A 14,434-nucleotide genomic window follows, 5' to 3' on the forward strand; every position below is an offset into this window, starting at 1 on the left:
ACCGCAGGAGGTGATGCGCATGCCCGACGACAGTCATAGTCCGATGCTCGGCACTCCCCGCGTCATCTCGGGGAAGCGCTGAGCCTCAACCCATTCGGGTAGCGCACCACCGCGCCGGCGATCGATCCGCCGGTGGCACGACGCCGCCCGTCGACAGCGCTCATCACACGTAACGGCCACGCCGCGACCCGTCGTCGCGGCGCGATCGGCGTGTCCCGACGAGGGAGAACCCCATGCACGTCACCTCGAACATCACCCAGCTCGACATCCTGCTGCGGATCGCCGCGGGCGTCGGTTTCGGCACCCTGATCGGCCTGGAGCGGCAGTACCGCGCCCGCATGGCCGGCCTGCGCACCAACGCACTGGTATCGGTCGGCTCCGCACTGTTCGTGGTGCTGTCCGCCTTCGGCTTCGAGGGTGGCGACCCCACCCGCGTCGCGGCGCAGATCGTCTCCGGCATCGGCTTCCTCGGCGGCGGCGTGATCCTGCGCGACGGACTCACGGTGCGCGGCCTCAACACCGCCGCCACCCTGTGGTGCTCCGCCGCGGTGGGCGCCCTCGCCGGGTCGGGGCTGTACTTCGCCGCCGCCGTCGGCACCGGCGTCGTGATCGCCGTCAACACCGCGCTCCGGTCCGTGGGCCACGTCGTGGACAAGGCGCCGGACACGGGCAAGGAGGCGCCCAGCCGGTACGAGTTCGTCGCCGTCACCCGCGACGAGAACGAGGCCCACGTCCGCGTGATGCTCGTCCAGGCATTGAGCCGCACCGTCTTCCACCTCCAGTCGATCAGCAGTAGCAACGCCGACGACGGCCTCGTCGAAGTCCGCGCGACCCTGGCCGCCGACGGCCGGGACGACCGCGCCCTCGAATCGGCGATCAGCCAGTTGAGCATGGAACCGTCGGTCACCGCGGTGCGCTGGAACGTCCTCACCGAGCGCGAGGAGGCCGACCTGTGAGCACCACTCCCTTCGGCGGCGCCCTGCTCCCGACGCGCGGCCGGGCCGCCCGGCGCGGTCGTGGCGCGGGCATCGCGGCCGACCTCCTCGTCGTACTCGGCGCCGCCGCCCTGATCTGGCTGGTGATCCGCGTCGGGCAGGGGATGAACGCCCCCGTCGACCTGTCCCGGGCGCAGACCGGCATCGACACCGATCCCGCGCAACTGCCCTACTACGCGGCGCGGTCGCTGCTGCGCATGTTCCTCGCCCTCGCCGCCTCGCTGGTGTTCACCTTCGTCTACGCCACCCTCGCCGCGCGGTCGCGACGGGCGCGGACGGTGCTCATGCCGATCCTCGACGTGCTGCAGTCGGTGCCGATCCTCGGCTTCCTGTCGATCACGGTGACGCTGTTCATCGCGCTGTTCCCCGGCTCCACCCTGGGCCTCGAATGCGCGGCGATCTTCGCGATCTTCACCTCCCAGGCCTGGAACATGACCTTCGCCTTCTACCAGAGCCTGATCAGCCAGCCGCGCGAGCTCGGCGAGGCGGCGCAGAACCTCGGACTCTCGCGGTGGCAACGCTTCTGGCGCCTCGACGTGCCCAGCGGCATGATCCCGCTGGTCTGGAACGCGATGATGAGCTTCGGCGGCGGCTGGTTCTTCCTCACCGCATCGGAGGCGGTATCCGTGGCGGGTAAGGAGTACGCACTCCCCGGCATCGGCGCCTACGTCGCCTCCGCCTCGGCCGACGGTGACCTCGGCCGCGTCGGCTGGGCGATCCTCGCCATGATCGTGGTGATCGTCGGCGTCAACTTCCTCTTCTGGAGCCCGCTCACCGCATGGGCGGAGCGCTTCCGGCTGGAGGACTCCGCGACCGGACGCACGCCGAAGTCGGCCGTGCTCACCCTGCTGCGCCGCTCGCACGCCAGCGCCGCGGCGGGCCGCGTGCTGTCGCCGGTCGTCACCGTCTGCGATCGCGTCTTCGGCGCGCTCGGCGGACGGTCCGCCACGACGACGGTGGAGCCGCCCACGCGGCGACGCCTGGGCGACCTGGCCTTCGCCGCCGTCGTCCTCACCGTCCTCGGTTACGGGATCTACCGCTGCGTCGAGGTGATCCTGCGCGATGCGGGGATCGCCGAGGTCGGCCACGTCTTCCTGCTCGGCCTCGCCACGATGGCCCGCGTCGCCGTGGTGATGCTCTTCGCGACCGTCGTATGGGTGCCGATCGGCGTGATCATCGGCCTGAACCCGGCCCTGAGCCGCGCGCTGCAACCGCTCATCCAGATCTTCGCGAGCTTTCCCGCGAACTTCCTCTTCCCGCTGGTCACGGCCGTCTTCGTGGCATGGAACATCCCACTGGACTTCGGTGGCGTCGTCCTGATGGCACTCGGCACGCAGTGGTACATCCTGTTCAACGTGATCGCCGCGGCCAGCGCGATTCCGGGGGACCTGCTCGAGGCCGCCGACGACATGCGGCTGCCGCGCCTGATGAAGTGGCGCTACGTGCTGCTTCCCGGCGTCTTCGCGGGCTACGTGACCGGCGGCATCACCGCCGCGGGCGGCGCGTGGAACGCGTCGATCGTCGCCGAGGTCGTCTCGTTCAACGGCGAGGAACACCACGCCTACGGCCTCGGCGACTACATCGCGCGGGCCACCGCCGCGACCGGCGTCGAGCACACCTCGCACCTGCTGCTGGGCATCGTCGTGATGTGCCTGTTCGTCGTCGGCACCAACGCCGCCCTGTGGCGCCGCCTGTACCGCCTGGCCGAGCGCCGCTACTCCCTCTAGACCTCTTCCCTCGACCCCTTATTACAAGGAGGCATCCCATGACCACCGTGACCCGTCCCGGAGACCGGCCGCTGATCCACCTCTCCGGGCTCACCAAGAGCTTCGAGGGCGCCACCGGCGAGACGCTCACCGTGCTCGACGACATCGACCTGACCATCCGGCCCGGGGAGATCGTCGCCCTGCTCGGCCGGTCGGGATCCGGCAAGTCGACGCTGCTGCGGATCATCGCCGGTCTCATCCCCGCCACGTCCGGCACCGTCGACGCCGACGGGGCCGCCCTGACCGGACCGAACCCGGGCACGGCCATGATCTTCCAGTCCTTCGCGCTCATGCCGTGGCTGACGGTGCAGGACAACGTGGAGCTGGGTCTGATCGCGCGGAACGTCCCGCAGGACGCCCGGCGCGAACGGGCGCTCGCCGCCATCGACACGATCGGGCTCGACGGTTTCGAATCGGCGTACCCACGCGAGCTGTCCGGCGGCATGCGGCAGCGCGTCGGTTTCGCCCGGGCACTCGTGCTCGAGCCCGACCTGCTCCTGATGGACGAGCCCTTCTCCGCGCTCGACGTGCTCACCGCCGAGAACCTGCGCAACGAGATCATCGAACTGTGGGGCCAGGACGACTTCCCGACGCGGAGCGTCTGCATCGTCACCCACAACATCGAAGAGGCCGTGTTGCTCGCCGACCGCGTCGTGGTCCTCGGTTCCAAGCCCGGCCGCATCGTGCACGAGACGTCGATCCCGCTCGCGCGGCCCCGTGACCGGACGGCCCCGGAGTTCGAGGCGATCGTCGACGAGCTCTACGGCGCCCTCACGGGCCGGAGCGCCGAGATCGAGCACGCCCCGGACCCCGGAGAGGCGACACCGGTCAGCCGGCCCCTGCCCGACGCCACCGTCGGCGGGCTCGCGGGCCTCGTCGAGCTGGTGCACGCCGTCGGCGATCATGCCGACCTCCCCGATCTCGCGGCGGACGTGAACTTCGAGCTCGACGACATCATGCCGCTGGTCGACGCCGCGGCGATGCTGGGCTTCGTCGTGGTGGAGGGGAACGACATCGCCATCACCGAGGAGGGACGCACGTTCGTGACGGTGCCCCTCACCGAGGCGAAGGAGGTCTTCGCGCAGCAGGCCGCATCCCGCGCACCGCTGGTCCGCACCGTCCTGCGGACCCTCCGCTCCTCGAACGACGGGGCCGCCCGGCTCGGCTTCTTCGTCGACCTGCTGCGCCGCGGCTTCGGACCGGAGGACGCGGAGCGCCAGATGCGGCTGGCGATCGACTGGGGCCGCTACGCGGAGCTCTACGACTACGACGCCGACGCCGATCGGATCCGGCTCGACCAGCAATGACATCATCATGATCCGCGTCTTTGTGATCGCATTGTGACCAAGCACACATTCGCGCGAACCGCCCCCCTACAGGTTGTCTCGCCGCAATCATTTCGTTATCGTCGACGGGACGCGGATCACGAAGCGGTCACGATGAGGACATCGTCGGATCACCACGTGGCACGAAGTGCGGTTTTACGGTTGGAGTATGCGAGATATGACACGGAGTCGCGAGAACCACGTGCGCTGGCAAGGCGGCACGCAGGTCCTCGATGATGAGTCGATCACCGCGATCATCCCGCTGGATGAGCTCGAGTCCCGGCTGGAAGCCGCCTATACGGAGTCCTGGACGGACGCGCCGGACGACACGGGCCTGGTCTACCGCCCCTCCAGCTCGGAGGTCACCCAGGACCTCATGATCCCCGAGGTGCTGTTCACCGGGGACACCGAGATCGATGCGCCCGAGCTGGAGGAGACCGCACTCCTCGACTCGCCCGAGGTCGCTCCCGAGCTCCTCCCCACCCCCGTCCGCAAGGGCGGCAAGCACCGCGTTCCCGCAGCGCCGCACTCCCTCAAGGGTCGCGCCGCACTCCTCGCCCTCGCTGCGGGCGCCAGCGTCGCCGGTGCGGCCGTGGTCAGCGCCACCAACGACGGCCCGTCGACCTCGCAGCAGCCCGTCGTGCCGCCCTCCGGCCCGGAGTTCAACGCCGGCCGCCAGGCGCCTCTGCCCGCCGCACAGGACACCGAGCAGTTCGCCGCCGGTCTCGCGGACGGCAAGGCCCGTAAGGACGCGGACGACAAGCGCATCATCGACTCGATGCGCCCGAAGGTGACCGCCCCCGTGAACGGCGCCACCCTCACCTCGAACTTCGGCACCCGCTGGGGCGCCATGCACGGCGGCCTCGACCTGGCCGCGCCGCTCGGTACCCCGCTGTTCGCGGCGGCCGACGGCGTGGTCACCGACGCGGGTCCCGCCTCCGGCTTCGGCATCTGGATCAAGATCCGCCTGTCCGACGGCACCGTGCTGGTCTACGGCCACATGTTCAACGTGAACGTCCAGGCCGGCCAGACCGTCAAGGCGGGCGACCTGATCAGCTGGGTCGGCAACAACGGATACTCCACCGGCCCGCACCTGCACTTCGAGGTGCACAGCCCCGCCGGCGCGAAGCTGGACCCGCAGGCCTGGCTCGCCGAGCGCGGCATCCGCGTCTAGGCCCGATACGCACAACGAAAGGCGCCCCGGATCACCGGGGCGCCTTTCGTCTGTCCGGCCGCGCCGGACGCGGTCAGAGCTTCTCCATCGGCAGGCCGCCGAAGGTCATCAGGGTGACGGTGCCCGACGAGCCGAAGTCGAACGTTGCCCGCTCCATCGGCCCCGCACCCGTGATGGCGGTGACGGTGCCGAGGCCGAAGGAATCGTGGGAGACCCGGTCACCCACGGCGAGCGTGAGCTTGTTGGCGCGGCGCGAGGTCTTGGGCGCCCGCTTGGGCGTCCAGCCACCGTCGGAACCCGACGACCGGCCACGGCCTCCGAACTGCCCCTGGCCCTGACTCCCCCAGGAGGAACGGTCCTGCCCGAAGACGCCGCGCGAGCCCCCGAACTGACTGCGCTGCGGCTCCAGCCGGCGCCAGTCGACGAGGTGCTGCGGGATCTCCGCGAGGAACCGCGACTCCGGGTTCTGCATCGGATCGCCCCAGCTGGAACGCACCATCGCGCGGCTGACGTACAGGCGCTCCCGGGCACGGGTGATGCCCACGTAAGCGAGGCGCCGCTCCTCCGCGAGCTCGGACTCGTCGCCCAGTGCGCGCATGTGCGGGAACTGCCCGTCCTCCCAGCCGGTCACGAAGACCACCGGGAACTCGAGGCCCTTCGCGGTGTGCAGGGTCATCATCGTGACCACGCCCGCGTCGTTGTCCGGCACCTGGTCGGCGTCGGCCACCAGCGAGACCCGTTCCAGGAAGGCGGCGAGCGAGCCCGGCTCGGGCGCTCCCTCGTCGACGACGACGTCCGTGAAGTCCTGCGCGGAGAACTCCCGCGCGACGCTGATCAGTTCCTCGATGTTCTCGAGGCGCGCGCCGTCCTGCGGATCCGACGAGCCCTCCAGCTCGGCCCGATAGCCCGTCTTCTCGACCACCGCATCGAGCAGGTCACCGAGATCCGTCTCCTCGTCCGCGGCGGTGCGGCGCAGATCCGCCATGAGACCGGCGAAGGCCGCGATCGCGTTGCGCGAGCGCGGATTCAGCATCGCCACGCCACCGTCGACCGCGTCCTCGATGGCGCTGCTGAACGTGCCCCCGCGGTTCTCCGCGTGCACCGTGAGGCAGGCCTGGGCGCGATCGCCGATGCCGCGGCGCGGGGTGTTGACGATGCGCTGCAGGCTGACGGTGTCGTTCGGGTTGTCGATGGCGCGCAGGTACGCGACCAGATCCCGCACCTCCTTGCGCTCGTAGAAGCGCACACCGCCGACCACCTTGTAGGGCACGCCGTGCCGGATGAAGACCTCTTCCAACACGCGCGCGGCGGTGTTGGTGCGGTAGAAGACGGCCACGTCGCTGTACTTGACGCCCTTGTCGGCCAGGGCGTCGATCTCCGAGACCACGAAACTCGCCTCGTCGTACTCGTTGTCGGCGACGTAGCCGGTGATCAGGTCCCCGTCGCCCTGGTCGGTCCAGAGCTTCTTCTCGCGCCGGCCGGCGTTGCGGGAGATGACGGCGTTCGCAGCGGAGAGGATGGTCTGGGTGGAGCGGTAGTTCTGCTCCAGCAGGATGGTCTCCGCGTTGGGGAAGTCCCGCTCGAACTCCTCGATGTTGCGGATCGTGGCGCCGCGGAAGGCGTAGATCGACTGGTCCGCGTCACCCACCACGCACAGCTCACTGGGCTCCACGCCGTCCGCGTCCGTCTCCAGGCCCACCAGCTCACGGACCAGCACGTACTGGGCATGGTTGGTGTCCTGGTACTCGTCGACCATCACGTGCCGGAACCGGCGGCGGTAGTACTGCGCGACATTGGGGTGCGACTGCAGCAACGCCACCGTCTCCCCGATGAGATCGTCGAAATCGAAGGCGTTCGCGCCGCGCAGGCGGGACTGGTACGTGCCGTACACCTCGGCGACGGTGACCGCGAAGGGCTCCCCCGTCTTCGCCGCGTCCGCAGCGGCCTGCTCCGGATCGATCAGCTCGTTCTTGAGGTTGCTGATCTGGGTGGCGAGCGCGCGCGGCGCGAACTTCTTCGCGTCCAGCCCCATGTCCTTGACGATCATGGTGAGCAGGCGGCGGGAATCGTCCGCGTCGTAGATCGAGAAGTTGGAGTTCATGCCCGACAGCAGGCCGGCTTGCGCCCGGAGGATCCGCACGCAGGTGGAGTGGAACGTGGAGACCCACATGATCTTCGCGCGGTTGCCGATGATCCCGGCGACGCGCTCGCGCATCTCCGCTGCGGCCTTGTTGGTGAAGGTGATCGCGAGGATCTGACCGGGATGCATGTTCCTGGCGGCCAGCAGATAGGCGATCCGCCGGGTGAGCACCGCCGTCTTGCCCGAGCCCGCGCCCGCCACGATGAGCAGCGGCGAGCCCTCGTGCAGCACCGCCGCCCGCTGCTGCGGGTTGAGCCCCTCCAGGAGCTCCTGACCGCGTTCCTTCCTCTCCACCTGCGCTTTCTCGCGGGAGAAGGGCTGACGCTGGCGGAGTCCGGACTGCTGCGGTGCTGGGTTACTCATCTCCCGTCCAGCTTAGACGGGACGGCTGACAGGTTTCCGACGCCGGGCGATCACCACACCGGCATGTCGTAGCGCCAGGAAACTCCCGAATCCAGTCCACGGATGACGATGGTGGCCGGGCGCTTCATTCCGTCGGCCGGCCGGGGCAACGCGACACGGGCGGAGGTCTTCACCGACTGCCCGCGCCCGACGCGGACCGGACCGTCGATCATCGTGTCCGGCAGTCCGGCCTTCGAGATCGCGTCACCCGCCCCGATCGTCGCCCCGCCGATCTCGATCGCCAGCGACCGCTGGTCGAAGTCGAACGGGACGACCGACGTCCCCTCGATCACGAGGTCGACGATCACGCAGAGATGCGTCCCCTCGTCGTTGCACGGATCCATCGAGCCGTACCCGGTCTGTGTAATGTTCGCCGCCGAGTATCCCCGCACCGCCTTGAGGGTCTGGCCGGTGACGCCGTCCGCGGCGTAGGTCGTGCCGATGAACAGATGCGGGCCCTTCGGCGCGCCGTACAGCGCAGTGGTGAAGAGCCCGTTGGCGAGCAGGATCAGCGCGATGCCGAGCAGCGTGACCAGCACCCGGCCAGTGATACCCAATCCCCTCTTCACTATCCGAAAATAGCAGGCGGGCGCTCACCGCGCGCTTCTCGCACCCACGACGACCGAGCGCACCCGGCGTGCCGGGTGCGCTCGGGTGGAACGGGTGCGATCAGGCGGCAGCGGCCGTCTCCACCGACGAGGAGGTCGCGGAGTCCGCCGACCCCGTGGAGCTCGCCGACGAGGCGCTCGACGAGGAACCCGTCGAGGACTCCGCTGCCGGAGCCTCGGCTGCCGGCGACTCAGCGGCCGGAGTCTCCGCCGCAGGCGTCCCCGTAGCCGGTGCCTCCGTGGCGGGCGATTCCGCCGCAGGTGATTCGGTCGCCGCGGTTCCGGCGGCCGGGGTTCCGGCGGCCGGAGAATCCGTCGCCGGAGTACCCGTGGCGGGCGACTCGGCGGGGGCGGTCTCCGACGGGGCCTGCGACGCAGGCGAGCTCGCTCCCGTGGACGACCCGGGCGCACCGTCGGACGCGGTCGCGCCCGTCGAGGTCTCCGCGGTCGATGCGCCGCCGGTCTGCGCCGACGAGTCCGCGAGCGACGCGCCCGCCTGCCCCGCCGCCTTGCCGGTCAGGCCGTCGAGGAAGCCCGTCCCGACGCCGAGGAGGCCCGGCAGCAGCCCGATGGTGAACGGGTTGTCCGAGAACAGCGCGTCGTTGCCCGCCTTGAGCGTCTCCCCGATACCGGCCACCGCGGCGTTGATCGCGGCGACGGGATCGCCGGTCGCGAGCGCCTTCACCACGTTCTCGAGGCCGGTGAGCGCGGTCGACGGCAGCATCCGGGTGGTGTTGTAGAGCCCCAGCGTCAGATACAGCAGGGGCTCCGCGGCACCGTCGAGCCCCTTGCCGAGCGGGCCGAGGATCGGGTTGATCTTGTCGCCGGTCTGCAGCACCGCTCCACCGAGCTCCAGCAGCGGCGCGGCGAGGATCCCATGGATGATCTCGTACGAATCCGCCCACTTGCCGGCGGGCACGCCGGAGAGCAGCGTGGTGACGATCCGGGACAGACCGTCGGGTCCGGTCAGAGCGGTGACGATACGGGTCAGTGTGTCCTTCCAGATCCCGCCGATCGCGCCGAAGTCCGGCAGCGCGGTCGGCGACGCCGCGAGAGTGGATGCCGACGCGGCGGCGAAGGTGACCGTGTTCCCCGTCGGCAGGGTGAACGGCCCCGCGTTGGCCCAGTCCGAGCCTGCGATCGCACCGAGGACCGTCGGAATCAGGTTGACCAAGCTGGGGATCGCACCGTACTCCCCGAACAGAGCGTTGATCGCCTTGCCGTTCACAGCGGAGGCCGTGGTGAAGAGCGAGGTCAGCGCCGCCGCGGGACCGCCGGTGCTCAGCGCCTTGAGCGCGGCGACGACGCCGTCGGCCAACAGGCCGGGGATCTCGACGCCGGCCTGGAGCGGGCCGAGGGCGAGCCCGAGGAGTGGCCCGAGTGCGGCCGTCAGACCATCACCGATCGGCCCGAGCTGACCGCCGATCACACTCATCACCGGGAGGAGACTGATTCCGGGCGTGAGGATCGCGCCGGTGATCGTCGTCGCGAAGGTCGTCCACGCATCGCCCACCTTCCCCGCGGCGAGATCGGCCTGGATCTGCTGGAGGTTGGTCAGCAGATTGTCTTCGAGGTACGTGAAGAACGCCTTTCCGGCGTCGCCGGCCGCGCCGGCGATCACACCGGCATTGCCGAGCTGATCCTGTACGAGCTTCGTCAGGCCGGTGACCGGATCGGTGACGAACTTCAGCCCCATCGCCGTCGCCCAGTTCGCAACAGCGCTCGCGGCACCACCGAGGTCCTGGACGATCGGGGGTAGCGACGGAGCCGTCACCGCGCCCATGGACGTGGCGACGGGAGCGACGGCGACGGCCGCCGCGGCGGCCATGGCGACCGCGGGTGCGGCGTAGCGGCGATGAGGGGAACGAAGGTCTGCAGCGAGCATGGAGAAACACCCTTCAACTGGAGTGAGCCGGATCACAATCGAACCGGACGAACGGAACATACGCCCACATCGTGGATATTCGGATCGCTTTCGAAGAAGCTTTGCGACATCACACGTCTATTTGTCTCAATGCGGACTGCACGTTTCTGAACCTCGCTGGTCAGACGGTGGGCGCTCTCCCCAACAGGTCGAGCCCGACCCGTACGCGCGTGTGCGCGAACGGACCGGGCTCGAGTCCGGGGTGAAGCTCGGCTACGCGGCTGCGCCTCCCGCAGACGCGTCCGAGGCGGACGAATCCTTCTCCGGCGCATCCTTGGCGGGGGCGTCCTTCACCGGTGCATCCTTCGCGGGAGCGTCCTTCACCGGTGCATCCTTCGCGGGGGCGTCGGCGGCGGGGGTCTCCTTCACCGGAGCATCCTTCGCGGGGGCGTCAGTCGCCGGAGTAGTGGACACCTCCTTGGCCGGCACCTCGACGGTTGCCGGCGGTGTGGACACGGGCGTCCCGGCCGGCGCCGGGGTCACCACGGGGGCGCCGCCCCGGGTGCGCTCGGTGTCCGTCGCCGCCGCACCGGAACCGCTGACCGGCACGTCCGGCTTCGAGCTGGTGACCGGCGCGGCGGCGGTCGAGGCGGTGCCGAACTGCTCCGGCTGCGTCTTGCCGGACAGCCCGTCGATGAAGCCCTTGCCGACATTGAACAACGCCGGCACCAGCCCGGGCAGGTACTCGTCCTGCTTGAAGAAGACGTCGAGACCGGCGTTGAACGTCGCGGCCGCGCCGGTCGCCAGGGCCTTGGCCGCGGCGACGGGATCGCCCGATCCGAGCGCCTTGACGACGTTCTCCATCGTCCTGAAGAACTCGGTGCCGAAGTTGATCGTCGTGCCGTACGCGGCCGCGAACATCGAGATGAGCGGCCCCTGCGTGCCGTCGAGCCCCTTGCCGAGCGGACCGAGGAACGGGGTGAACTTCGCGATGGTGTCGGTGAGCGTCGCCCCCACACCAAGGAGCGGCGAGATCAGCGTCGCGTGCGCGAGTTGGAAAGGATCAACGAACTGCCCCTTGGGAATCGAGTTCATGTACGCCTTGAGCACACGGGGAATGCCGTTCTCGCCGAAGTAGGACTCACCGAGCCCCTTGAACACATCCACCCATGTCTTGGCGAGCTCGCCCAGATCGGGGAACGACGGCACGGCGGACGGCGATGCCGCGAGCGCGGCGGACGTCGCGACAGCGGCCTGCGTGGAAACCGCCTGAGCCTTGGCCGACGACGAGGCGGGCAGCGACGGGATCACGGCGCCGAGGAGCGCACTGCCGACCTTCACCAGGTTCGGAATCAGGCCGGTCGCGGAGTTCGTGACGTAGGCCTCGAGGAACTTGCCCACGTTGTTCACCCCGGCACCGACGGCTGCGCCCACCTTCGTGACGTCACCCGTCATGATCGCCTTCACGATGCCCTCGCCGGCCTTGAGCAGCTCCGTCGGGAGGCGCAGCGGAAGGCCGAGCGCCGCCTGGCCGAGCGCGATCATGCTGCCGTCGTTGAGCGCGGCATCGAGCGCGGCGCCGAGCTTGCCCAGCTTGGGGTTGAACCGGTCGGCGATCGGGAACAGCGCACTCATCAGCCCGATGAACAGCGTCGATTCGATCTGGCTGCCGATCGGGCTGTACGCGCCGGACAGACTGCCGTTCTTGATGGCCTCGAGCGCGGTCTGCAGCGCCTTCGGGAAGCCGCCGCCGGCGTAGTCGCCGGTCCCGGCTGCGGACTCGAAGGTCGCCTTCAGCGCGTCCCGCAGCGTGTCCGCGAGGAAGGTCACATCGCCCCAGCCCCAGGCGGGAGCCGTGGCCGCCGCGGTGGCGACGGTCGCGGGCGCGACGGCCTGCGGCAGCAGCCCGGCGACGGAGCCCGCCACCTGCGTCTGCAGGTTCACGAGCTTCGCGGGGTTCACGAGGACGGTGGACGCGGGCACGGTGACGGCGCCGACGGAGGCGGTGATCGGCGCGACGGCGATCGCGGCCGCGGTCACCATGGCGAGGGAGGCGCCGGCGTAGCGGCGCGGGACGGAACGACGGACAGCGGCATGCATGGAGGCAAGCACCCTTCGGCTCGAGTGATGCCGATCACGAGCGATCGGACCAGCGCACCATACAACCCACGCCGTGGATTTACGTCCGGTTTCGACGAACCTCTGCGACATTTCATGTTGATATGTCGCACCGTTAAATCCACAGTGCGGGTAATCGCAGGTCAGGCGCGTTCGCAGGTCAGCAGGGTCGCACGGTCAGCGTGGCACCGACTCCGGAACCAGCAACCCGACGGGACCGCTCCCCACACACGCGACGAGCCCCGGCGTCTCCGCCCGCGCGATCAGGCCGTCGCCCGTCCCGGTGACCCGGGCGTAGACGGTGTGCGCGCCCTTGCGCACCGCGACCCGCACGGGCGTGGCGCCGCGCTGCTGCTGCAGGACAACGACACCGTCGGACGAGGCGAGGTAGTGCAGCTCCACGACCCAGTCCCAGAACGCGAGCGGCCCCTCGTAGGCGAGGGCGGCGGGCGCACCGTCGTCGACGCGGGTGCCGCACGGGAAGGGCCCGAGCGGCAGGCTGCGCACCCGCGTGACCCGGCCGGGCTGGAACCGCCCGGACCGGTCGGCGACGGTGGCCTCCCCCGCGTACTCGGCGAAGCGCGGGTGCGCGGGCTGCGTGGCGAGGATCCGCGAGAGCCGGTTGTTCGGGCCGGACAACCGGCTGAGAACGTCGCCGTCGATCTCCTGGTCGAGCATCTCGCGGCCGGCGTACTCAGCGGCGCCAGCGCGGAGGTTCTGCAGGTAGGGGCCCGTCGGGTTGTCGCGCCAGACGGGCGCGAACCGGACCGCGGAGAAGGTTCCGCTGAGCGCGAAGGCGATCACCACCGCCATCCACAACCGCCGATCCCCCACGACACCGGCCGTTCTCGACCGCACGCGGCCCCACAGCGGCTCGCGCCCCGCGACCCCACCGGTTCCACTGCGCAGCACGAGCGCCCCGGCCACCGTCAGCACCCACGCGAAGTCCGCGAAGTAGCGCAGTGACAGCGGGAGCAGCGGCGACGTGAACTCGGAGCTGCGCAGGAAGAACACCGTCGACGAGACGCCCAGGAAGTACAGCCCCGCCGCGCCCCAGGCGGCGAGACCGCGCGGAGCCCACGCCCGGGTGACGGCGAGGATCACCGCGATCGCCAGCAATCCCACGACGGTGAGCACGACGCCGGTGACCACCAGCGGCGGTCCGGGGTTCGTACGGGTCCAGGTCCACGGCCCGCCGACGGCCGCGGGCGCGAGGACCGCGTTCACCGATCGCCACAGCGTCCGGGCCGTGAAGGAGACGGTGTGCGTCCCCGGCCGCGACGCCGTGACCGTCAGCCACAGGACCACCCAGGCCACGACCACCACAGCGAACGCCGCCCACAGCCACCGCCCGCGCCGCAGCACCGAACGGACCGGCCGGGGCCGCCCGCGCAGGTAGGGCAGCAGGCACGCCGTCGCGAGCGCGACGAACGGGATGACCAGTGCCTTCTCGAAGAAGAACAGCGAGGCGAGCAGCGCGAGGACCGCGTACACGCCGGATCGCCGGCGGCCGCGCACGAAGCGCACCGTCTCCGCCACGACGACCGCCAGCCCGATCTGCAGCGGCAGCGCGTTGAGCCCGGAGGCCCACCAGGCCATCGCCGTCAGGGTGAGCGGACTGAACAGGAAGAAGACGAAGGGCACCAGCACCGCCGGGCGCCTCCCGGCGATCACGACCAGCGCGCGGAGCGTGAGCAGCGAGGCCAGCAGCTGCAGTACCAGCACCGAACCCGCCGCGACGGGCCAGCTCAGCGGCGCGACCTTCGTGATCGCCGCCGCGGTGAACAGCGTGCCCGGCATGAAGTGGCCGTCGTAGTCGACGAACCAGGCGCCGAGATCCGCGAGCGGCCGCGATGCCCTGCCGATGAACGCCACGTCGTCCCAGTAGAAGCCCCCGCGCGCCAGCACGTAGCCCCGGACGAGCAGCTGCAGGGCGATGAGGACCGCCGCGCCGATCCACAGCCGTCGCCGCGGAGCGGGGAGTCGGGAGCCACTGAGCACGGTCCCCGATAGTAGGTCCCGCGACTGTGGAAAACTTGAAG

At 70.1% G+C, this 14,434-nt stretch carries 9 protein-coding genes; 5 read left to right on the forward strand and 4 right to left on the reverse strand.

The genetic code is table 11. The features are described 5' to 3' along the window. The first annotated feature begins 251 nt into the window (after window positions 1-251). The 4 genes from FK268_RS04945 (at window position 252) to FK268_RS04960 (ending at window position 5,260) form a co-directional block, all read left to right on the forward strand. A complete protein-coding gene (locus FK268_RS04945) occupies window positions 252-956 on the forward strand; it encodes an MgtC/SapB family protein (RefSeq protein WP_146431920.1) in 705 nt (234 codons plus the stop codon). Next, complete coding sequence (locus tag FK268_RS04950) at window positions 953-2,722, forward strand: ABC transporter permease (protein ID WP_193560237.1); 1,770 nt, start codon at window positions 953-955, stop codon at window positions 2,720-2,722. Before FK268_RS04945 ends, FK268_RS04950 begins: the two co-directional genes overlap by 4 nt. 38 nt (window positions 2,723-2,760) lie before the next feature. After that, window positions 2,761-4,068 carry an ABC transporter ATP-binding protein gene (locus FK268_RS04955; protein WP_146431642.1) on the forward strand — a complete coding sequence of 436 codons (1,308 nt, stop codon included), beginning with the start codon at window positions 2,761-2,763 and terminating at the stop codon, window positions 4,066-4,068. 196 nt (window positions 4,069-4,264) lie between these two features. Further along, the gene (locus tag FK268_RS04960; protein WP_158636039.1) at window positions 4,265-5,260 is read left to right on the forward strand and encodes a M23 family metallopeptidase; all 996 of its coding nucleotides are present in this window, start codon (window positions 4,265-4,267) and stop codon (window positions 5,258-5,260) included. Window positions 5,261-5,333: 73 nt separating this feature from the next. Here the strand turns inward: FK268_RS04960 and pcrA are convergent, their stop codons facing one another. From pcrA to FK268_RS04975, 3 genes are all read right to left on the reverse strand, one after another. Further along, window positions 5,334-7,763 (reverse strand): DNA helicase PcrA, encoded by a 2,430-nt coding sequence (pcrA, locus tag FK268_RS04965; RefSeq protein WP_146431646.1) that lies wholly within the window; start codon window positions 7,761-7,763, stop codon window positions 5,334-5,336. Window positions 7,764-7,813: 50 nt separating this feature from the next. Further along, on the reverse strand, window positions 7,814-8,371 hold the full coding sequence (locus tag FK268_RS04970; protein ID WP_146431649.1) for a hypothetical protein: 558 nt from the start codon (window positions 8,369-8,371) through the stop codon (window positions 7,814-7,816). A gap of 100 nt (window positions 8,372-8,471) precedes the next feature. Beyond that, complete coding sequence (locus FK268_RS04975; protein WP_146431651.1) at window positions 8,472-10,295, reverse strand: hypothetical protein; 1,824 nt, start codon at window positions 10,293-10,295, stop codon at window positions 8,472-8,474. On the opposite strand from FK268_RS04975, the gene FK268_RS25300 reads away from it, so the two are divergent. Beyond that, the gene (locus FK268_RS25300) at window positions 10,294-11,412 is read left to right on the forward strand and encodes a pentapeptide repeat-containing protein (RefSeq protein ID WP_146431924.1); all 1,119 of its coding nucleotides are present in this window, start codon (window positions 10,294-10,296) and stop codon (window positions 11,410-11,412) included. The genes FK268_RS04975 and FK268_RS25300 overlap by 2 nt on opposite strands. 1,157 nt (window positions 11,413-12,569) lie before the next feature. On the opposite strand, the gene FK268_RS04985 is transcribed toward FK268_RS25300, so the two are convergent. Continuing rightward, complete coding sequence (locus FK268_RS04985) at window positions 12,570-14,393, reverse strand: hypothetical protein (RefSeq protein ID WP_146431653.1); 1,824 nt, start codon at window positions 14,391-14,393, stop codon at window positions 12,570-12,572. Between the last annotated feature and the right edge of the window lie 41 nt (window positions 14,394-14,434).

The sequence above is a fragment of the Tsukamurella sputi genome, assembly GCF_007858445.1.
Lineage (GTDB): Bacteria > Actinomycetota > Actinomycetes > Mycobacteriales > Mycobacteriaceae > Tsukamurella > Tsukamurella sputi.

Bases quoted from the DNA above. Each gene is read 5' to 3' on its own strand.
- FK268_RS04975 (WP_146431651.1), bottom strand. From the start codon at position 10,295: ATGCTCGCTGCAGACCTTCGTTCCCCTCATCGCCGCTACGCCGCACCC.
- FK268_RS04960 (WP_158636039.1), top strand. From the start codon at position 4,265: ATGACACGGAGTCGCGAGAACCACGTGCGCTGGCAAGGCGGCACGCAG.
- pcrA (WP_146431646.1), bottom strand. From the start codon at position 7,763: ATGAGTAACCCAGCACCGCAGCAGTCCGGACTCCGCCAGCGTCAGCCC.
- FK268_RS25300 (WP_146431924.1), top strand. From the start codon at position 10,294: ATGGAGAAACACCCTTCAACTGGAGTGAGCCGGATCACAATCGAACCG.
- FK268_RS04955 (WP_146431642.1), top strand. From the start codon at position 2,761: ATGACCACCGTGACCCGTCCCGGAGACCGGCCGCTGATCCACCTCTCC.